The organism is Variovorax nitratireducens, assembly GCF_051216545.1.
Classification (GTDB): domain Bacteria; phylum Pseudomonadota; class Gammaproteobacteria; order Burkholderiales; family Burkholderiaceae_C; genus Variovorax.
The window spans coordinates 35,741-54,805 of the sequence record NZ_JBPJZO010000015.1; the positions used below are offsets into that span (position 1 = coordinate 35,741).

Genomic DNA, 19,065 nt, shown 5'->3' on the forward strand with positions numbered 1-19,065 from the left:
CTTGATCGGCGGTGGCGGGCCCGACAGAGCAGCGCACGGGGGTCGAATGGAACGTATTTCGAAACTCGGATGGCCGCGATTCGCGTGCGACTTCATCGCTGTCGCGCTCGCACTCGGCGCCCTCGCCACCTGCCCGTGGACGCTCGCGCAGCAGGCACCCGATGCCGCGGCCAGCAAGCAGGAACAGGCGCGGCTCGCCGACACCGACACGCTGCTCGCGCTCACCAATGATGGCGCGGTGCTCTATGCACAGGACAGCCCCAAGCTCTCGGGATATCAATACTGCAGCCAGGCGGTCGCGCTGGCCGAGGCCGGCGAGTTCCGCCAGAGCGTGCGCGCTGCGAGCAAGGCGATGCACCTGGCCAACACCACGCGCGACCCGAACCTGCTCGCGATGGCGAATCGCGACCTCGCCATCGTCTACAGCTACTCGGGACAGCTCGAGATTCCCTGCAGCGCATGCGACCCGTGAATGCCGCAGCCAGTGCGTGCAGGCTACTTTCAGCTGCCTCGCGTCGGCTTCATCGAGGCCTTCGACCGCGCGCGAGGAACGCCTTGATCGCCTGGTAGAGCCCGGAAGCTGACCAGGTCGACGGCCGCTCGAGTTCGGCATCGAAGCGCGCCATCACGTGGATGCCCTGGTTGCTGACCGCGCCGACTTGGCGCTCGAGGCCGGCGCGCCGGCTCGTCGCTGAATTCGTCCATTGTAGGCAAACCGACACTAGCGTAAGGGGTTAGTTCCAACACCTGGTCAGGATTGCACGGAAATCAACAATACAACGGCTTCCTGTCTCATCTTCACCAGAAATATGTGATAACTTCACATTTCTAACATTCTGCAACATTTACAGTCGGCCGGGATGCTCAGGCATCGAGGCGCCGACAGCGAAGCAAACAAGTATGCGCAGGGCCAATGGATTCACGTTGATCGAGCTGATGATCACGGTTGCGGTGGTTGCCATATTGGCGGCCGTCGCGTTGCCGAGCTATCGCCAGTACGTCGTCCGGTCCAAGCGATCGGCGGCGCAGGCGCAGATGATGGATATCGCCAACCGGCAGCAACAGTTCCTGCTGGCGAACCGCAACTACGCGGACAAGGCGGCCCTCGAGGTCGGAGCGTACGTGCTTCCGGCCGAGGTCAGCGCGAACTACGGCTACGGCATCGTCCTGGCCACCACCGCGATCCCGGCCTATACCTTAACTTTCACGCCGACCGGCAGCCAGGCCGCGGACGGCGCATTGACGCTGAATAGCGACGGCGTGAAAACGCCGCCCGAAAAATGGTAGTTCCCAAGCCATGCCGTCCTCTCCGTCGAGCCGAGGGCGGCGCGACCCTGCTCGAAGTCATGGTCACGCTCGTGATCGTCTCCATCGGGTTGTTCGGGCTGGCAGGCCTGCATGCGCGGCTGCAGGCCTCCGAGATGGAGGCTTATCAGCGCTCGCAAGCGCTCATCCTTCTCAACGACATGGCCGCCCGCATCACGATCAACCGTCGTATGGCGGCCAGCTATGTCGTGAGCGCTCCGCTGGGCGCCGGGGCCACCTGCCCGACTGGCGCCGGCACGCGCCAACAGATCGACGCGGCGGAGTGGTGCAACGCGCTGCAGGGCGCGGCCGAGACCTCCGGCGCCAGCAAGCTCGGGGCCGTGATCGGCGGGCGCGGCTGTGTCGAGGACATGGGGAGCAACGACTACCTGATCACGGTGGCCTGGCAGGGCCTGGTGCCGATTTCCGCTCCGTCGAGCGGCGTGAGCTGCGGCAAGGACCAGTACGACAGCGCCGTTCCCGGCGCTAGCTGTACGAGAGACCTTTGCCGCCGCACGGTGACCACCCTGGTGCGGATCGGATCGCTCTCATGACGCGGCTGCGCCGCCCTGCCATGGGCCGCCGCCCGCCACACCGGCGACGCTTGCTCCAAGGCGTGACTCTGATCGAACTGATGGTCTCGATCACCATCACGCTGATCGTGGTGGCGGCGCTGCTCGCCTTGTTCCTCAACCTGAGCAACGCCCAGCGCGAGATGGTCAGGGTCAACCGACAGATCGAAAACGGCCGACTCAGTGTCTTCGTGCTCGAGAACGAGATTTCGCACGCCGGTTTCTGGGAAAACTACATGCCGCAGTTCGACGACCTCACGGTCACCTCTGCGCCGGAAAACCTGCCGGTCGGTGCTGCCCCCGATCTTTGTCTGGCCTACACCGCGGCCAACTGGAACGACGCGTACAAGCGCAGCCTGCTCGACATGCCCATCCAGAGCTACGAAACGGTACCGGCCGGCTGCACCGACTTGCTGACGCACAAGAAGGCCAACACCGACGTTCTGGTGGTGCGCCATGCGGAAACCTGCCTGCAGGGTGCGCCGAACTGCGAGGCCGACACGGCCGGAAAGCTGTATTTCCAATCTTCGCTCTGCGGTACCCAGAAGCCCTCGGCCTTCGATCTCAGCACCGCCGGCTTCACGACCATGCTGCGCAAGGACTGCACGATGCCTTCACCCAAGCGCAAGTTCATCGCAGACATCTACTACGTGCGCGACTACGCCGAGGTTGTGGGCGACGGCATGCCGACGCTTGCGCGCTCGCGCTTCGACCTGTCCGGCGGCGCGTTGGCGCAGCAGCCGCCGGTTGCCTTGATCGAAGGAATCGACGGGTTTCGCGTGGAACTGGGCCTGGACACGATTGGCAAGACCGGCGCGGCCGTCGACTACACCGTGCCCGTCGCCTGGGCCGACGCCGCCAACCGATCCACGCCGGCCAATCGCGGCGACGGCAGCCCGGACGGTGCATTCGTGCATTGCAACGCGGTGGCGCCCTGCACGGCCGAACAACTCGTGAATGTCGTTGCGGTCAAGCTCTTCGTGCTGGCGCGCAGCAACGAACCTTCGCCGGGCCACAGTGACACGCGCAGCTACAACCTCGGCGCCGCGACGCTGGGCCCGTTCAACGACGCCTACAAGCGGCATGCATTCACCACCACCATCCGATTGAACAACGTCGCCGGACGAAGGGAGACGCCGTGAAACGCATGACGCGCCCGCAAGCCAGGCAGCGCGGCGCCGCGCTGATCGTGGGGCTGATCATGCTGGTGCTGATCACGCTGACCGTGACCGCCGCTTTCACGCTGAGCAACAGCAACCTCAAGGCCACGGGAAACCTGCAGACACGCAACGAGGCCGTTGCCGCGGGCAATCGTGCCATCGAAGAGGTTGCCAGCTCCCTGCTGCTGCCGAACACCGATGGCACGCCCTCGCTGGTTGCGCCGGCTGCCACCGTCAGCCTGATGGATATCAACAACGATGGCACGACGGACTACACGGTGCAGGTTGCCGCGCCCACCTGCGTCCGTGCGACCAAGGCCACGGACACAGGCGGGGGCGGCGCTGCCGGTCCCGGCGGCATCACGGGCGGCGGCTCCAGCAGCGGGTCGGGTCTGGCAGCAGTGCCCGATCAATACAACTCCGTGTGGGACATCAATACCACGGTGACGGATGCCGCGAGCGGCACCGCCACCGCCGTGCGGCAGGGCGTGCGCGTTCTGCTGAGCAAGGCGCAGTTCGAAGCGCTGTGTCCTTAGCACCCGCGACCGCGCCGTCTATCGAGCATCAAAAACAGGTCACATTCCCATGAAAAAAGCCAACTTCCTCAGGCCGTTGTGGGCCGCCCTGCTGCTGATGCTGATGCAGTTGTCTTCGGCATGGGCCGAAGACATCGATCTTTTCACCGGCTACAACCAGACCGTCACGGAAGCACCGAATGTGCTGTTCGTGCTGGACAACACGGCCAACTGGAACCAGCCATTTACCGCGGAGATGACGGCCTTGGCGAAGGCATTCGAAAGCCTGCCGGCAAACAAGTTTCGCGTCGGTCTGATGATGTTCTCGGAAACCGGGGGCAGCAATTCGAACACGGATGGCGGCTACGTGCGAGCCGCAGTCCGACTGCTGGACGACGGCACCAAGGTCAAATATGGAGCCCTCGTGCGCAATCTCGACAAGCTGGCCGACAAGTCGAACGGCGGCAAGGCTGGCAAGACGATGGCGGAGGTCTATCGCTATCTGAGCAGCGGCGCACCGCTGGCGGGCAACAACAAACTCAAGACGGACTATGCGGGCAACGTGTCGGGCACGGCCGCGTCCAAGGCGGTCTACGCGCTCGCCGGCAACGCACTGGCCGCAATCAACAGCTCCACCTACAGCGGTCCCAGCACGACTAACTGCATCGGCACCTACGTCATCTACATCAGCAACGGCGCCGCTCAGGACAATACGAGCGACGGCAAGATATCGAGCGACGCGCTTCGCACGGCGGGCGGCGACGCCACGGCGATTCCGCTGAGTCCCAGCGGATCACAGGACAACACGGCCGACGAATGGGCCAGGTTTCTGCAAGCCAACATGGGCGTCAAGGTCTACACGATCGAAGCCGCAATGGCGACCGGAGGCCAGGGTCCCGGATGGACGGCCTTGCTCAAGAGCATGGCCGTGCAGAGCAAGGGCGAGTACTACGATCTCGCGAGCAGCCCTGATCTGGGCGCAGCGCTGGGCGGAGCGCTCGACGACATCTTCAGCAAGATCCAGTCGGTCAACAGCGTCTTCTCGTCGGTCAGCCTGCCGGTGAGCGTCAACACCCAGGGAACCTACCTGAACCAGGTGTTCGTCGGCATGTTCCGCCCTGACGAAGACGCATACTCGCGATGGAACGGCAACCTCAAGCAATACAGGCTGGGTCTGGACAGCAACAACCAGCTGATCCTGCAGGATGCGGCAGGGGCCAATGCGATCAACAACCAGACCGGCTTTGTGGCGCCCTGCGCGCGAAGCTATTGGACGCCGCTGCCCAGCGACACCGACAGCTACTGGAGCTTCCGTCCATCCGGCGATTGTCTCGGCAAGGAGGCCGCCGACAGCCCGGACGGGAACGTTGTGGAAAAGGGGGCCCAGGGCTATGTGCTGCGGCACATGGCGGTGGCCGACCGCAACGTCAAGACATGCGCACCGGGCGCCTGTTCGGCACTGACCAATTTCGTCGACGCCAACACCAGCATCACCACGTCGGCGCTGGGGGCCCAGACGGACGCGGAGCGGACCGCCTTGATCAACTGGGCCCGCGGCGAGGACAACAAGGGCGACGAAAGAACCGATGCGGCCGGCGCCCCCAAGACGTCGACCGCCATGCGCGCCTCGGTCCACGGAGATGTCGTGCACTCCCGTCCGGTGGCAATCAACTACGGCACCGATGCGCAGCCGCAGGTGGTGGTGTTCTACGGCGGCAACGATGGTGCCCTGCGCGCGATCAACGGCAACCGCAGCGCTGCGATCGGCGCCGCCGCGGCCGGCAGCGAGCTGTGGTCTTTCATTCCGCCGGAGTTCTACGGCAGCCTCAAGCGTTTGCGCGACAACAGCACGCGCATTAGCTATCCGGGTATTCCGGTCAGCGCGGGGAGTACCGCCCCCAAGACCTACGGCATGGACGGCGCGGTGTCTGCCTACCGTCAGGGCAACGACGCCTGGCTCTTCGCCAGCATGCGCCGGGGCGGCCGCCTGCTCTATTCCTTCGACGTGTCGGACCCTGCCGCACCCTCGCTCAAGTGGCGCAAAGGCTGCCCGAATCAGAGCAACGACACCGGCTGCGACACCGGCCTCGAAGCGATCGGACAGACCTGGTCGGCACCCAAGGTGCTGAAGTCGTCTGGCTATGGCAGCGGCAGCATGCCCCTGCTGATGTTCGGCGGCGGCTACGACAAGTGCGAAGACGCAGACCCCAATAGCTGTGCCTCGGGCACCAAGGGCAACAGGATCTATGTGCTGGATGCCCGGTCGGGCGATGTCCTGAAGACATTCAGCACCGACCGCGCGGTGAGCGGTGAGATCGCGGTGATCAATGACAACCTGAACCTGGCCAAGATCGCCTATGTCGCGGATCTGGGGGGCAATGTCTATCGCATCGCCATCGGAGATGCTGCGCCGGTGAACTGGAGCATGACCAAGATCGCCTCGCTGGGGTGCGATACGGTCGACACCTGCACCGCCAATCGGAAATTCATGTTCGGAATCGACGTGGTGGAAGACAACGGCGTGTACGTGCTCCTGCTGGGCTCGGGCGACCGGGAAAAGCCGCTGCGCTCCTACAGCTCGGCGCTCGGCGTGGCCAACCGTTTCTTCATGCTGGTGGACAAGCCCACCGATACCGCGTGGCTGAGTTCCGAATCGGATCGCTGCGGCGGCAGCGCAGTGATGTGCAACGACTCTCTGCTCGCAATCACCGGCGCATCGACGCCGACGTCGACACAGCTGGCTTCCAAGAAGGGCTGGCATCTGGCGCTCATGGGCGGCGAGCAGGTGGTGTCCGCGTCGGTCACGGCGTACGGCACCACGACTTTCAATACCCACATCCCGACCGATCCGAGCGTGCGCCAGTCGTGCAGAGCCGATCTGGGAACGGCCAACGTCTACAACGTCTCCTATGCCAATGCCGCGCCGCAGGGACGCACGCGTTTCCAGAACGTGGTCGGCGGCGGTCTCGCACCTTCGCCCGTGGTGGGGCGGGTGCAACTGGACGACGGCAGCATCCGCGACGTCGTGATCGGCGCCAACCCGGATTCCTTCCTGAGCCCCAAGGGGACGACGCCGAAAGCGGCCTTTCGCCAACCCAAGGGGCGGGTCTACTGGTTCATCCAGAAGTAGATGAAAGGAATCACCATGATGGCCTCTCGCGCGGCCGTGCGCACGCAGCAGGGACCACGCGCCTCGCGCGGCTTCACCTTGGTCGAGCTGATGGTGACCGTCACCATTCTGGCGATCCTGCTGTCGATCGCTGTTCCTTCTTTTGAGGCCGTCCGTTTTTCCAATCGGCTGAATTCGTACGCCACCGCGCTGCTGGCGGGCAGCCAGCTTGCGCGCAGCGAAGCGATCAAGCGCAATGCGCCGGTGACGCTCTGCGCAACCAGCAACGGCAGCAGCTGCAGCAGCTCGAACCAATGGGAAAGCGGCTGGATCGTTCTGAGCGGCACCGCCGTATTGCAACAGCAGCCGGCCGCGGCCGCTGGCTACCGGCTGCGCGAAGCCAGCGGAGCGAATGCCCTGACATTCGAAGCGACCGGCGTCGGCGCCAGCCAGGCCAGCATCACGATCTGCAGCGCCAGCCCCTCGGCCGGAAGCCAGGAGCGCGTTATCAAGATCAGCGCCACGGGCCGCACCTCTGTCAAGCGCACGACGGCCGGGAGCTGCCCGGACTAAATGCGGCCCTTCGCATGCGATCCTCTGTTCCCAAGACCGTAGAAAGCGCACCCAGGCGCCCGTGCGGCGGGTTGTGGCATCCCGATACGCCTGAGAACCGTCAGATGCTTGAAGCAGGACATCGTCGACGCCAACGAAATCTACGGCAAGGGCACGCACTGGATCGAGGAGCGCGAGGCCTGATGCGGGCTCTCATCAGCGAGTGGACTCAGTCTCGATCGCCTCGGTCAGCGGACTTCCGAAAAGCTTGCTGTCCCGTCGCTTCGGCATTTGAGAATGAACGTTAGCACCGCTAGCTGCACCGAACCTCGATGAAGCGGGCGGCGCCGCAATGTACTCCGAGATTCTCGGCCGTATAACTTTGTTATAGGGCGACGGCCTTGCCCTAACACCGGCGAATGCCGCCCTTACACGGCCGCCGTGGGGTTACGTTGTACAGCTCGTCCCAATCTTCGCCAAGCACCCAGCGCAGCGCCTACAGCTTCCCGTTCACCATCCCCCAAGGGTCTGCGCATCGACAAGCCGCCGAAGTCGATCGTCAAGGAGCGGTCGGCGTAGTCGACGACCCTGCAGAGGCCCGCTCTGCGCCCGCATGTGGGCGCGCACATGGTGTTGAAGTCAGCTAAAGCCGCTAGCCAAGTCAACGAGTTGCGCTGGCCGCTCAACGAACTCTGCTAGTGCGGCGACGCAGACAATTTGCGGTCGTGGTCGTCTCTCTTCGCCTCGAGATTTCACGCGCGCATGCTGCAAGTGGATCAATGTGAAGCCTTCGAACCGTCAAGCGGAGTTAGGGGCCCTCAACAGTTGATGCAGGCGGTGCGCTCGGCCTTGCAGCCTTCAATAGGCGATGGATGCACAGCATGCTTTGCTGTTCAACACTCGTTGGCCCACAGCACGGCGTTGGGATCGTTGTCCGGGGTCATGGTCGGACGCACTCCCTCGCCGTGTATTCGGCCTCACCGGCCCGATGCCGTCACTCGAAACCTACGCGCGTTGCGGTCAGCACGCCATCGACGACTTGCTCGCCCTCGATGTTCACTCGGACGCCATTGCCCAGATTCGCCGCGGTGCCGTTGACGAACACGACGCCCGGAACGCTGGCATTCACGGGTTGTCCCCGGACCCGGAAGCTCGAAGGGGACGTGAAATTGCCGATGTTCCCGATCAAGGTGAACGACGCCGGCCCTCCGGTGCCCGGCACATGCCTGATCTTGAGCTTCGTCGCCTTGAGGACGCCGTTGGAGATCAGGCCGCCGACTTCCACCTTCACGCCGTTGCCGATCGAACCCGCGGGTCCGCCGTTGATCTTCGCGGAAGAAGCATCGACCGGCGTACCCAGCACCCGAAGCGAGCCCAATCCTGCGTAGTTGGTGACGATGCCCGCGAGCTGGACTGGCGTCGCGTTCGCGGTCGGCACCGGGTACCACGACTGCACGAGCGTCGCACGCAGGGGGCCAGGCAGTTCGGCATTCGCACGCACGCGCACCATGGTTCCGTCTGCGAGCGGGCGCCCGTCGAGGCTGCCGGTCAGGGTGGCTGCGCTGTAGTCGACGACGGCCCCGCCGAGGGTGAAGGTGCGCCTTGTCGCATCGAGGTTCTGGACCGTGCCCGTGAGAATCGGTGCAGAAGGACTGCGCTGCTCCACGCGCGTCGCCCGGAGCACCCCAGGTGCGGCCGGCAGGCCCCAGACCTGCAGCGTCGCGCCGGGCGGAATGGCTGCGAGGCCGTTCGAATCGGCCCAGACCGTGGCTGGATCTGTCGTGATCGTGGTGCTCAGGATGACGAAGCTGCCCTGGGCCAAGCCGACCGATGACAGCGAGCCGCGAATGTCCGCGGCCGAATCCACCTGGCGCGCGATGCCGCTCGTGAAGTCGGCGTTCACCGGTCCGGTGACCTTCACGCTCATTCCCAGTTGCAGCGCCGAGGCGTCCTCGATCTTCACGACGGCGCTGTCCGTGTTGTAGCGCAGTCCGCTGACGATGATGCTGCCCGCACCATCGACCGACCCGATGCCGGCCGCATCGGCGGTGCTCACGCCGGTACCACCGGACCCGACACCCGAACCGTCATCGCCGCTCGCGGCGGTCGTCGAGCCTCCGGTCGCGTCGCTCGTGCTGGACGCGCTACCGCCCTGTCCGTCGCCGCCGCCGCCGAGCAGGCCGTGTCCCTGGTTCGAATCGGCGCTTGCGGTCGGCCCTGCCGTGCCGGCGCTGTCCAACGCTGCGCCCCCGCCAACACCGCCACCGCCGCAGGAAAGAAGCAACCCGGTCAACACCGCCAGAAGGCAACTGCGCAATACGGTCATAGTCATGATTTTTTGCTCGATCGATTGGGGGGCACAACGGCCAGCGCATCACTTTGCGTGACGTCGCCGTCTTCGTAGTAGGTGTAGATGCCGACCCGAATACGGCCAGATGCTGTTTCCTCAGCGGCTTCGAACGCGCGCGTCATCTCCTGCGTCAACTCGTGGTGAAGTCCGCCCCAACGTTGCCGCACGAGCTGGTGGAGGCGTTCGCAGTCCTCCAGAGAAATCCCAGCGGCAAACACCGACCGCTCCAGCAACGGCGGCTCCGAACCGAGCGTGTTTGCCACGCAGGCGAGTAGGTGGTCGCGCGCGTTGTCGCCCAGGAAGGCGAGCATCCCTTTCAGGTCCTTCGCCGGAACGAATGCGGTGGCGTTGAGTTCGGCGCGGCCGTCGCGCTCGATCGCCATGTTCAAACGCACCAACTCGTCGAGGATGGCACGATGGTGTACGTTGCCGCGGCTGGCCTGACGAGCCACGGACTCGAACGATGGCGCTCGTCCTTCCCCTGCGATCGCGAGGGATTGGTACGCCGCATCGCCGGCGTACAACTGCATCCACAAGGTCAAGGTCTTGGCCGCTCCCGACATCTCAGTGTGAGGCAGCAAATCTTCGACTTCGCGCACCTTGGCGGTCACCGCTTTGCGGTTCAAGCCAGTTGTCACCGACAGTTGGCTGATGTTCGGCTCGGTGCCTTTTTCGAGCCAGGCGCGGCGCGCCTCATCGATGAGGAGGTCCCGCAGCAAACCCTCCAGGTGCGCGTGCTTCACGCCGAAGGTCAACGCGAGCCTGACCAACGGTCGCATGACGCGCGCGCAGGCTTCAAGCACCCACGCAATTTGCCCATCTACCTTCGGCGCCGTTGTGGTTCCCGGGGAAGGCTGGCGGTTTCGATCACGCTTGGCGTCATTCGATCCAGTGTGTTTCGTGACCATAAGTTTGTTACCCACTCTTCAGCCTCGCTGAGCTTGCCTCTGGCAAGGAGCGTGTCCGGAATCCACAAACATCAACGCTGGATGTGTCCATCAAAGTGAGTCATAGGCGGTATCGGCAAGCGAGGGACGAGGGGCTTTCCGAACCTCTCGGCGAAGGCTTGTCACCCAAAGTCGAGCATGGCGTTGCTCGCGGCTTTCGAAGCGCTCGGTGAAGCGACGGATGACGGGGCGATCGATCGCGGCGATCGTCATCCAGTCGGTGGTTCCGAAAGACTCCGATTCGCTGCATCGTTCAACCAGCGCAGGGCGCAGCGCCAGGATTGATTCGACGGGAATGCTCGGGTCAGCATCCAGCATCCGCAGTGCGATCTTTGCGGCCTTCGGGCTGAGCGTGTGTACCTTGTGAAGATGAAAATCCGACTCCATCGCGCGTCCTTATTGGCTTTTGCGGCGTATCAATATACAAGAAGTGGTAAGAAACTGTGACATTTTCACATCTGCGGCTGAGCAGGTCCAACTGCGACCCACCGCGGCGTAGCGTGCGAGCCGCTGAGCGCCAACTGCTCAGCTAGCCAGCGCCTGCGCGGCGGGCGTGCGTGGCTTGCCTCGAGGCATGCGGCGATCAAATCGCCAGCATCCCGCTGGCCTGACAGACAGGGAGCTGGCCGTACTCGAACTGCTTGCGGCGGGGCTGCGCAATAAGGAGATTGCGGTGCGCCTACGCCGGTCGGCACGCCCCGTCGAACACCATCTCGCAGCAATCTTTGTCAAGCTCGACGTGGCGACGCGTGCCGAGGCGGTGAGTGCGGCCTACCGATTGGGCGTCGTCGCAGGAAGCTCGGCGAGCGCCTGAACCTGCTCGTCCAGTTGCAGTCGGTGGTCTTCGCTGCGAGGGCCGTCGGGCGGACGAAGGTGCGAATGAAGGCCGCTCCCTGGCGTGCAAAAGCGCCGCGAAACGCAACTTTTCAGCGGCTTGACAGCTGCGCCTACTCGGGCGCCATCGTTCTGAGCAGCTGGATCAGCCGCCGGGCGGCAGGAGACAGATAGGAATCTTTTCGGTAGATCACGCCGAAGGCACGACGCCACTTCAGGTGCTCGACCGGAAGCTCCTTTACCCGCAAGCGCGGTGCAACGAGTTGCAGAGATCGGCGGGCGTTGAAGCTGAGCAGACGGGTCGATGCACAGATCTGAAGGCGCAGGCGCAGCGGCCGTGCTTCGATCGCAACCCGCGGGGCGGGCAGGCCGCTTGCCTGGAACGTGCGATGAAGGTATTGCACGTTAAGCACCGAAGGGACCGAGAGCGTCCACAGTTCGTCGGCGAGGTCGGCCATCGCCAGACGTCTGCGCTTGGCCAGCGGGTGGTCGCCGGCTGAGCAGACGACAAACACGTCGTCGAAAAGACGCTCCTGTACGCACCCGGCATGCGGTGAATCGGGGAGGACATTGAAGATCAGGTCCAGTTCGCCGTTGGTCAGCGCGGGCACCATCACGTCGTTGTCGGCGACGGTGATTTGCACGCTCAGGGCGGGGGCTTGCTGCAAGAGAGGAGCACAACAGTGCGGCAGGTCCTCGACCGTCGTGGCGCCGACGCCGAGGCGCAGGTGGCCTGCCCGCCCTTCGGTGAGGTCTTCGGCTTCGCGGCGGATATCCATCAAGGTGACGCGGAGCCGATGCACCTGCGCCAGCAGTGCCGCCCCGACCGAGGTCAATGCCACACCTTTGGGCGTCCTCTCAACCAGCTTCGCATGCATCGACTCCTCCAGCCGGCTCAGGCTCTTGCTCAGCGCGCCAGGGCTCAGCCCCAGCGCTTCAGAGGCGCGCCGCAGGTTGCGGTGTTCCGCAATGACGGCGAAATATTCGATGTCCCTCAGCTCCATGCGTTTCCTGAGATTCAATGATTGATGAAAGCTGGATAGTTGCAGGAAACAATGCGCAGGGTCAAGATGCATCCACGTTTTCGTCGGAAAGGGGAAACCGCAATGCGACACATCATCCAGGCGTTGGCCCTCGCGGTTTGTTTGTCGTGTGACGCGGCCGGCCTCGCGTTCGCGCAAACGTATCCGGCCAAGCCGGTGCGGATGGTCGTCCCCTTCCCACCGGGGGGCGCTGCCGACCTCATCGGCCGCGTCCTTGGACACAGGCTGTCAGAACAAGTCGGCCAGCCTGTGATTGTGGACAACCGTGCTGGCGCGAGCGGCAACATCGGTGCCGAGGCCGTAGCGAAGGCGCAAGGCGACGGCTACACGATCTTGATGGGCGCGCTCACCTCGCACTCGATCAACCACACCTTGGAACGCAAGGTTCTCCGGTACGACTTGGAACGGGACCTGAGCCCCGTGTTGATCGTGGCCACGGTGCCGTACGTGTTGGTGGTGCACCCGTCCGTCCCGGCCCAGTCGATGCGGGAGTTCATCGCCTATGCACGGGCGAAGCCGGGGCACTTGACCTACGGATCCTCGGGTGCCGGCGCGCCGCAGCGGCTGGCGGCCGAAATGTTCAAGTTGAAAACCGGCATCGACATGCTCCACGTACCGTACAAGGGTAGCGGCCAGGTCATCAACGACCTCATCGGCGGTCAGGTCCTTGCGGCCTTCGAGTCCGTGCCAGCGGCCCTACCGCACATCCGCGGGGGGAGACTGCGCGCCCTCGCCGTCACGACGACACAGCGCATCCCCATGCTCCCCGATGTTCCGACCGTGGAAGAGGTCGCATCGTTCACCTTCGAAGCGAGCTCGACCTTCGGCATCTTGGCGCCCGCCGGAACACCCAGGGCCATCATCGAGCGTCTGAACTCAGCACTCGCCGACGCCTTGCAGTTTCCCGATGTGAAGGAAAGGCTGCTTCAACAAGGCGCCTTCGCCGAGTCGACGACACCGGAAGAGGCAGCCCGACGAATCCGATCGGAGATCGCCATGTGGGCCAAAGTGATCAACGAAGCTCACATCAAGCCCGACTAGAGCCGTTCACACGGGCCTGAAAGAGCGTCGATGCTTGCCACCGAAGTCTTTGCGCACTACGCCGTGCGCTTTCGCAACGAGCCGCTCCACGAGGACGTGCTGCACCACGCCAAGCGCGCCGTCATCGACTGGTATGCGTCGCTGTACCCAGGGCTCAATGCTCCGGCCGTGCAGGCACTCGAAGGCGTGCTCTCCGACGACCTGGACCGTGGCGCAGCCCGCCTCGCTCGCGGGCGTCCCGCCACGGCACGCGCGGCAGCGTTAATCCACGGCACCGCTGCGCACGCCGCGGAGGTGGACGACAGCTTTCGCGATGCGATGTTTCACCCTGGCGCCCCGACCATCGCCGCCGCGCTTGCGGCCGCGCAGGTCGCAGGGGCCAATGGCCTCGACTTCCTGCGCGGGGTCGTGCTGGGCTACGAGGTCTCTACACGCATTGGCGTCACGATGGGCCGAGCGCACTACAAGTACTGGCACAACACGGGCACGATGGGCAGTTTCGGCGCTGTGGCCGCTGCCGGGGCCTTGCTGGACTTGGACGAGCCCGCCTTCGCGCATGCGCTCGCGATCGCAGGCACTTTCACCGCCGGCCTTCAGCAGGCGTTCCGGCTCGAAACGATGGTCAAGCCACTGCACGCGGGCCGCGCCGCCGAAGCGGGGCTGCTGGCGGCGCAGCTGGCGGCCAGGGGAGTGCGCTGCTCGCTCAACGTGCTCGACGGCGAAGGCGGTTTGGGCAGTGCGATGAGCGCCGGCCCGGACTGGTCGCAGGTCGGCGCGACGCTGGGGCAGGACTTCCACATCATGCGGCTCACCTTCAAGAATCACATCGGGTGCGGCCACACCTTCCCGGCGATCGACGGCGTGCTGGAGCTTCAGCGCCGGCATGGCTTCACTCACGCCGATGTCGAACGGCTGCACGTCGCGACGTACAAGGCCGCGCTGGAGATTGCCTGCCATGCGCAGCCGCGCAGCGGCGCCGAGGCGCGCTTCAGCTTGCACTACGTCGTCGCGACCGCGCTCGTGCACGGCAGCGTGCGGCTGGCCGCCTATGAGCCGGCCAGGCTCGAAGATTCAGCCACGCGAGCAATGATGTCGCGCATCACCGCGGTGGTAGACCCCGAAATCGACGCCGGCTTCCCGGGCCGCCGCGCCGCGCGCGTAGAGGTCATATTGCGCGACGGCCGCCGCTTCACCCACTTCCAGCCCCACCGCAAGGGTGACCCGGAACTGCCACTGTCCGACGCCGAACTCAGCGACAAACTGATAGAACTGACGGCACCGGTGATCGGCGATGGCGCGGCGCGTGCGCTGCTCGACAAGCTATGGGTTCTGGACACCTGCGCTGAGCTGTTATGAGCCACCTGGCGAAGATCTCGGACGAGCATTGCGAGAAGATTCCGGTGCCGGCGTGGACGCACCGACGAGCAGCGCCAGCCGCCGGCGGGATTTGCTTGCAAGACGAAGGCTTCGCCAGTCGAGAGCGTCGTCCCAGCTACAGTTTCGCATCTCACCTCGAATGGACAAGCCACGGTGCGCGATAGCGGACACTCGCGAACGGGCTGCTCGGATGCTGAAACTCAGTGACCGCTTTCCGCCGCCGCGGCCAAAGCCCGCTCATGCCCGGGTCCGGGTGCACGCAAACGTCAGGCGCGCAACGGTGCTGCGTCAAACTAAACTGATATGGCGGGCGGCGTTTGCACGCACAACACCAGGAGTCCCCATGAACGCAACTCGACGTCAAATGGTGATGGCGGCCGGCTCAGCCGTGCTCGCCGGATGCGCCACGCCGATCGGCGACCCAGCCGACTGGCAGCAGTTCAGCGCCGGCGACGGCACGCGCGTCTCCTACCGCCGATGGGTGCCCGCTGGTACGCCCAAGACCGTGTTGCAGGTGGTGCACGGGGCAGCCGAGCACAGCAGCCGCTACGACCGCTTGGCGAAGCTTGCCGTGGCCAGCGGCTACGCGGTCTACGCCACCGATCATCGCGGTCACGGCCGCACGCGGCTGCGCTCTGGCAAAACCGGCGACGCCGGCCCCGACGCCTGGAACCGCATGGTTGAAGACGAGATCGCCTTCACGCAGCGCCTGCGCGCCGCGCATCCCGGTGCCAAGCTCGTGCTGTTCGGCCACAGCCTCGGCTCGTTCATGGCGCAGGACTACATCGAGCGCCGCGGCGATCTGCTCGATGCGCTGGTGCTGAGCGGCACGTCGTACCGTCCGGCGGTGCCGCAGCAGCTGATCGATCTGCTCAACGACGCGGTGCGCAAGGAGCCGCTCGGCGACTCGGCGGTATGGGCGGGCCTCTTCAAGGACTTCAACAAGCCCTTCGGCGGCCCCACAGGCTTCGAGTGGCTGAGCCGCGATTCTTCCGAAGTGAAGAAGTATGTCGACGATCCGCTGTGCGGCTTCGCCTTCAGCAACGAGCTGACGCGCGACATCTTCGTCGGCTTCGCGCGCATGCGCGACCCGGCACTCGAGGCGCGTATTCCCAAGTCCTTGCCGGTGCTGGTGATCCAGGGCGAGCTCGACCCGGTGGGCGAGAACCTCGTCGGTACGCGACGCCTCGTGGCGCGCTACCAGGCGCTCGGGATGTCGCGCATCGAGACCCGCTAATACACGGGTGCGCGGCACGAGTTGCTGAACGAGACCAACCGCGACGAGGTCCAGCGCGACGTGCTGGCGTGGCTGGGGAAGACGATGTAAGGGACTCAGGCGGTTGCTGGCGGCATTATCTAGCTGATGCACTGGAGGCGTCCCGGGCGCTCTGCCACGCTCGGGACATGCCGAAGAACCGCGACTACACCCTCGCGCAGGACATCACGCGACGCCAGCGCTCGCCCAATCCGCACGATTCGCGGCGGCGTTGAGTATGATCCTATCGTGCAGCGCGCCGCCGCGATCATCGGTTCCGCGATCTTCCTGGTCATCGCTCCGGGCACGCTCGCCGTGTACGTCCCTTGGTACCTCACGCACTGGCACTTCGCGCCTCCGCTATTCCCGATCGCGCGCGTGCTCGGCGCCGCCCTGATCGTCGCCGGGTTGCCCATCTTGCTCGATTCGTTCGCTCGCTTCGCGTTGCAGGGCCTCGGCACACCGGCGCCCGTGATGCCTCCCAAGCGCCTCGTCGTCACCGGGCTCTATCGCTACGTCCGCAATCCGATGTACGTCGCAGTCACGGCGTTGATCGCCGGCCAGGGCCTCCTGTTCGGGAGCGTCACGGTGCTGGAGTACAGCGCGATCGTGTGGGCCGGATTCTTCTTGTTCGTTGTCGCCTACGAAGAGCCTGCGCTGGGCGAGCAGTTCGGCGACGAGTACAAGCGCTACCGGGCGAACGTGAGGCGATGGTTACCGCGCATCACCCCATGGCGCGGGTAGGTGGTAAGAACGCTGCGTGCGCGTCGTCGTCCAGCATCGCAGCAGCTACCACTATCCGAGACCGGCGCTGCTAGGCCCGCAGCTGATCCGGTTGCGGCCGGCCGATCACACGCGCGCGCGGATCGAGAGCTGTCAGCTGCTGGTCGAGCTCGCGGTCGAGATCAACGCGATCAATCCGTTCGATTTCTTCATCGACGATCGCGCGCGCAAGGTGGGCGGATTCAACTGGTCAACGCAACACATTCGCTGAACATCTCAGCGGGCGTGTGGAAGCCGAGCGTCTTGCGCGGCCTCTCGTTCAATTGTCGTGCGATCGCGTTGAGTTGAAGCTGTGAGTAGCCCGAGATATCGATGCCCTTCGGCATGTATTGCCGGAGCAGCCCATTGGTGTTCTCGTTGCTGCCGCGGTGCCAGGGGCTCTGGGGATCACAGAAGTAGACCTGGATGTCGGTGGCCATCGTGAATCGCTTGTGACCGTGCATCTCCGTGCCTCGATCCCAGGTCAATGACTTGTAGAGCTCCTGCGGCAACTTACGCGCGTTCCTGATCAGCGCGTTGACGACCGACTGCGAGTCTTTGCCGTCGAGCTTGACCAACATCACGTATCGCGTTTGCCGCTCGACTAGCGTTGCGATCTGGCTGTTGCCGCTGCCGAACACCAAGTCCCCTTCCCAATGACCAGGCACCGCCCGATCCTCGACAGATGCGGGTCGCTCGCTGATCGCCACGGCATCAGCAAACTGCCCATGGATTGCAGTCTTCTGCGTGTAGGAACGAGAGCGTCGCATACCGCGCGTGCGTCTGAGGTGCTCCAGCAGTTCCTTCTTCAACGCGACACGCGCTTGAATGAACAGGCTGCGGTAGATGGTCTCGTGTGACACATGAAGGCTCGGGTCGTACGGATAAGTATGCTTGAGCCAGCCGCTGATCTGCTCCGGAGACCACAGCATTCGAAGCAGGTATGCCACGACACCGGCCAACGCCCGGTTCTTGACCAATTTGCATCGCTTCGGTCGTAGGGCACGGTTCCAAGCAGCTTCATCGGCGACGCTCGCCCGATAACCGTCTTGCCCTGCGTTGCGACCGATCTCGCGGCTGATGCTCACACCTCGGCGCGCCTGCAGGCGGCGGCCGAAGCGGGACAGACTCTGGTGAGTCGGGCGACCTTCCTGCTGACGCAGGGCGAGCGTCCTGGGGCAGATTCACCAATGCCACGGCAATGCGGGCAGGAATCGGCGAGCCAAAGCTGCTTTTTCCCTGCTACGACGGCATGGCGACCGTGTTCCTCGATCAGGGCGATGACGCGCGCGCCGAGTGCTACTTCATCAAGGCCGACCAGGTGTGCGCGCGGGCGGGGGTTGATTGCGATTCGCTGGTGGTATTGCCGTTCCTGTGCTGACTCCTGCGAATGATGTTGGCGCAGCAAACGCCGACGCACGGTTTGCAACCCGGGTCAGCGTTCCAGATTCACGACGCCAGTTTGCCGACGGCAGCGATGATCTGCGCTGGGGTCGGAAAGATGGAGATGCTGTTCGGCCCCGCCGGTGCCTCGATCTGCACCCATGAGACGATGCCGGCCGCATCAACCAGGAAGTGCCCGGTGAGTTGTGTGGGGTGGGTTGCCAGAATCGCATGATCGGCTTCAGACATCTCGAAGCCGTCCTTGGCGTTGAGTGCCGGATTGCACTCCAGCGGATTCAGCGGTTCCGGCAGCTCGCCGGTCGGGTTGACGCGTGACTCTGCGAATTCCGCCATGCTTGCGCGATACGGCCATTCGGGCTTCTCGTTGCTGCCATCAGGGAGGAACTCGATGCGCGGCACGCCGAAGGCCTGGTGCGTGAGGCAATCCGGGTCGCTCAGAAGGGTCACGGGCGTCGGCCGGTAGCGGGAATACTTGCGGGCGTTCTCGATCGGCGTGTTGATCACAGCCACGGTCTCGACCCCAGCGGCGCGCAAGACAGGCTGAACGGCGCCAAGCTGCGCCACCTGACGCCGGCAGAACGGACAATGCAGCCCCCGAAAGAAGCCGATCAAAAACGGGCGACCGCGCAAGCTGGCGAGCGAGACCATGCCTTCGCGGTTGGCCGCGGGAAGCGAGAACTCGGGCGCTGTTTCCCCCGGTTGCAGGGGGCGTTTCTGGTCTCCCACGAAACTTTTTTCCTTTAATTTGTCGTCGGGTGTAAGACGGAAGTTCGACCGTATCACTTGTCGCAGGGAGGCACAACGCCTGATGTGGGATGTCTCGTTCGCTTTTGCTCCAA

Annotated in this window: 20 protein-coding genes and 1 pseudogene; 14 read left to right on the forward strand and 7 right to left on the reverse strand. The window is 64.5% G+C overall.

The features are described 5' to 3' along the window. Window positions 1-46: 46 nt before the first annotated feature. From ACSFA8_RS24815 to ACSFA8_RS24840, 6 genes are all read left to right on the forward strand, one after another. Window positions 47-472, forward strand: coding sequence for a hypothetical protein (locus tag ACSFA8_RS24815; RefSeq protein WP_435482135.1), 426 nt, complete (start codon window positions 47-49; stop codon window positions 470-472). Window positions 473-900: 428 nt separating this feature from the next. Continuing rightward, complete coding sequence (locus ACSFA8_RS24820; RefSeq protein WP_435482136.1) at window positions 901-1,287, forward strand: type IV pilin protein; 387 nt, start codon at window positions 901-903, stop codon at window positions 1,285-1,287. Next, window positions 1,281-1,859, forward strand: a complete 579-nt coding sequence (locus ACSFA8_RS24825; RefSeq protein WP_435482137.1) for a type IV pilus modification PilV family protein — start codon at window positions 1,281-1,283, stop codon at window positions 1,857-1,859. Before ACSFA8_RS24820 ends, ACSFA8_RS24825 begins: the two co-directional genes overlap by 7 nt. A 62-nt stretch (window positions 1,860-1,921) precedes the next feature. Continuing rightward, entirely contained in the window at window positions 1,922-3,019 is a 1,098-nt protein-coding gene (locus ACSFA8_RS24830; protein WP_435482138.1) for a PilW family protein, read from the forward strand. A 5-nt stretch (window positions 3,020-3,024) separates the two neighbouring features. Beyond that, window positions 3,025-3,573, forward strand: coding sequence for a hypothetical protein (locus ACSFA8_RS24835; protein WP_435482192.1), 549 nt, complete (start codon window positions 3,025-3,027; stop codon window positions 3,571-3,573). 49 nt (window positions 3,574-3,622) lie between these two features. Next, window positions 3,623-6,682 (forward strand): pilus assembly protein, encoded by a 3,060-nt coding sequence (locus ACSFA8_RS24840; RefSeq protein WP_435482139.1) that lies wholly within the window; start codon window positions 3,623-3,625, stop codon window positions 6,680-6,682. Here the strand turns inward: ACSFA8_RS24840 and ACSFA8_RS24845 are convergent. Beyond that, entirely contained in the window at window positions 6,661-6,789 is a 129-nt protein-coding gene (locus tag ACSFA8_RS24845; protein WP_435482140.1) for a hypothetical protein, read from the reverse strand. The genes ACSFA8_RS24840 and ACSFA8_RS24845 overlap by 22 nt on opposite strands. Between ACSFA8_RS24845 and ACSFA8_RS24850 the strand changes: the two genes are divergently transcribed. Continuing rightward, complete coding sequence (locus ACSFA8_RS24850; protein ID WP_435482141.1) at window positions 6,773-7,234, forward strand: GspH/FimT family pseudopilin; 462 nt, start codon at window positions 6,773-6,775, stop codon at window positions 7,232-7,234. The two genes, ACSFA8_RS24845 and ACSFA8_RS24850, sit on opposite strands and share 17 nt — an antisense overlap. Window positions 7,235-8,207: 973 nt before the next feature. On the opposite strand, the gene ACSFA8_RS24855 is transcribed toward ACSFA8_RS24850, so the two are convergent. The 3 genes from ACSFA8_RS24855 to ACSFA8_RS24865 form a co-directional block, all read right to left on the reverse strand. Then, entirely contained in the window at window positions 8,208-9,539 is a 1,332-nt protein-coding gene (locus tag ACSFA8_RS24855) for a DUF5666 domain-containing protein (RefSeq protein ID WP_435482142.1), read from the reverse strand. A 2-nt stretch (window positions 9,540-9,541) separates the two neighbouring features. Further along, window positions 9,542-10,471 (reverse strand): DUF6502 family protein, encoded by a 930-nt coding sequence (locus tag ACSFA8_RS24860; RefSeq protein WP_435482143.1) that lies wholly within the window; start codon window positions 10,469-10,471, stop codon window positions 9,542-9,544. A gap of 90 nt (window positions 10,472-10,561) precedes the next feature. Then, the gene (locus tag ACSFA8_RS24865; RefSeq protein ID WP_435482144.1) at window positions 10,562-10,897 is read right to left on the reverse strand and encodes a hypothetical protein; all 336 of its coding nucleotides are present in this window, start codon (window positions 10,895-10,897) and stop codon (window positions 10,562-10,564) included. A 187-nt stretch (window positions 10,898-11,084) separates the two neighbouring features. Between ACSFA8_RS24865 and ACSFA8_RS24870 the strand changes: the two genes are divergently transcribed. Then, entirely contained in the window at window positions 11,085-11,324 is a 240-nt protein-coding gene (locus ACSFA8_RS24870; protein ID WP_435482145.1) for a LuxR C-terminal-related transcriptional regulator, read from the forward strand. Between the two features lie 133 nt (window positions 11,325-11,457). Here the strand turns inward: ACSFA8_RS24870 and ACSFA8_RS24875 are convergent, their stop codons facing one another. After that, window positions 11,458-12,420, reverse strand: a complete 963-nt coding sequence (locus ACSFA8_RS24875; RefSeq protein WP_435482146.1) for a LysR family transcriptional regulator — start codon at window positions 12,418-12,420, stop codon at window positions 11,458-11,460. Window positions 12,421-12,450: 30 nt separating this feature from the next. On the opposite strand from ACSFA8_RS24875, the gene ACSFA8_RS24880 reads away from it, so the two are divergent. The 5 genes from ACSFA8_RS24880 to ACSFA8_RS24900 all read left to right on the forward strand — a co-directional run bounded on the left by ACSFA8_RS24880 (window position 12,451) and on the right by ACSFA8_RS24900 (window position 17,054). Next, window positions 12,451-13,428, forward strand: coding sequence for a Bug family tripartite tricarboxylate transporter substrate binding protein (locus ACSFA8_RS24880; protein ID WP_435482147.1), 978 nt, complete (start codon window positions 12,451-12,453; stop codon window positions 13,426-13,428). 30 nt (window positions 13,429-13,458) lie between these two features. Next, complete coding sequence (locus ACSFA8_RS24885) at window positions 13,459-14,784, forward strand: MmgE/PrpD family protein (protein ID WP_435482148.1); 1,326 nt, start codon at window positions 13,459-13,461, stop codon at window positions 14,782-14,784. Window positions 14,785-15,148: 364 nt separating this feature from the next. Beyond that, a complete protein-coding gene (locus ACSFA8_RS24890; RefSeq protein ID WP_435482149.1) occupies window positions 15,149-16,042 on the forward strand; it encodes an alpha/beta fold hydrolase in 894 nt (297 codons plus the stop codon). Window positions 16,043-16,309: 267 nt separating this feature from the next. Further along, window positions 16,310-16,804 carry a methyltransferase family protein gene (locus ACSFA8_RS24895; protein WP_435482150.1) on the forward strand — a complete coding sequence of 165 codons (495 nt, stop codon included), beginning with the start codon at window positions 16,310-16,312 and terminating at the stop codon, window positions 16,802-16,804. Window positions 16,805-16,820: 16 nt separating this feature from the next. Further along, window positions 16,821-17,054 carry a transglutaminase N-terminal domain-containing protein gene (locus ACSFA8_RS24900; RefSeq protein WP_435482151.1) on the forward strand — a complete coding sequence of 78 codons (234 nt, stop codon included), beginning with the start codon at window positions 16,821-16,823 and terminating at the stop codon, window positions 17,052-17,054. On the opposite strand, the pseudogene ACSFA8_RS24905 reads toward ACSFA8_RS24900, so the two are convergent. Continuing rightward, a pseudogene (locus ACSFA8_RS24905) lies at window positions 17,026-17,994 on the reverse strand (IS30 family transposase); the annotation flags it as partial. The gene ACSFA8_RS24900 and the pseudogene ACSFA8_RS24905 sit on opposite strands and share 29 nt — an antisense overlap. Before the next feature lie 80 nt (window positions 17,995-18,074). On the opposite strand from ACSFA8_RS24905, the gene ACSFA8_RS24910 reads away from it, so the two are divergent. Then, the gene (locus tag ACSFA8_RS24910) at window positions 18,075-18,203 is read left to right on the forward strand and encodes a hypothetical protein (RefSeq protein WP_435482152.1); all 129 of its coding nucleotides are present in this window, start codon (window positions 18,075-18,077) and stop codon (window positions 18,201-18,203) included. Between the two features lie 68 nt (window positions 18,204-18,271). On the opposite strand, the gene ACSFA8_RS24915 is transcribed toward ACSFA8_RS24910, so the two are convergent. After that, window positions 18,272-19,009 (reverse strand): redoxin domain-containing protein, encoded by a 738-nt coding sequence (locus ACSFA8_RS24915; RefSeq protein WP_435482153.1) that lies wholly within the window; start codon window positions 19,007-19,009, stop codon window positions 18,272-18,274. Window positions 19,010-19,065 lie beyond the last annotated feature (56 nt).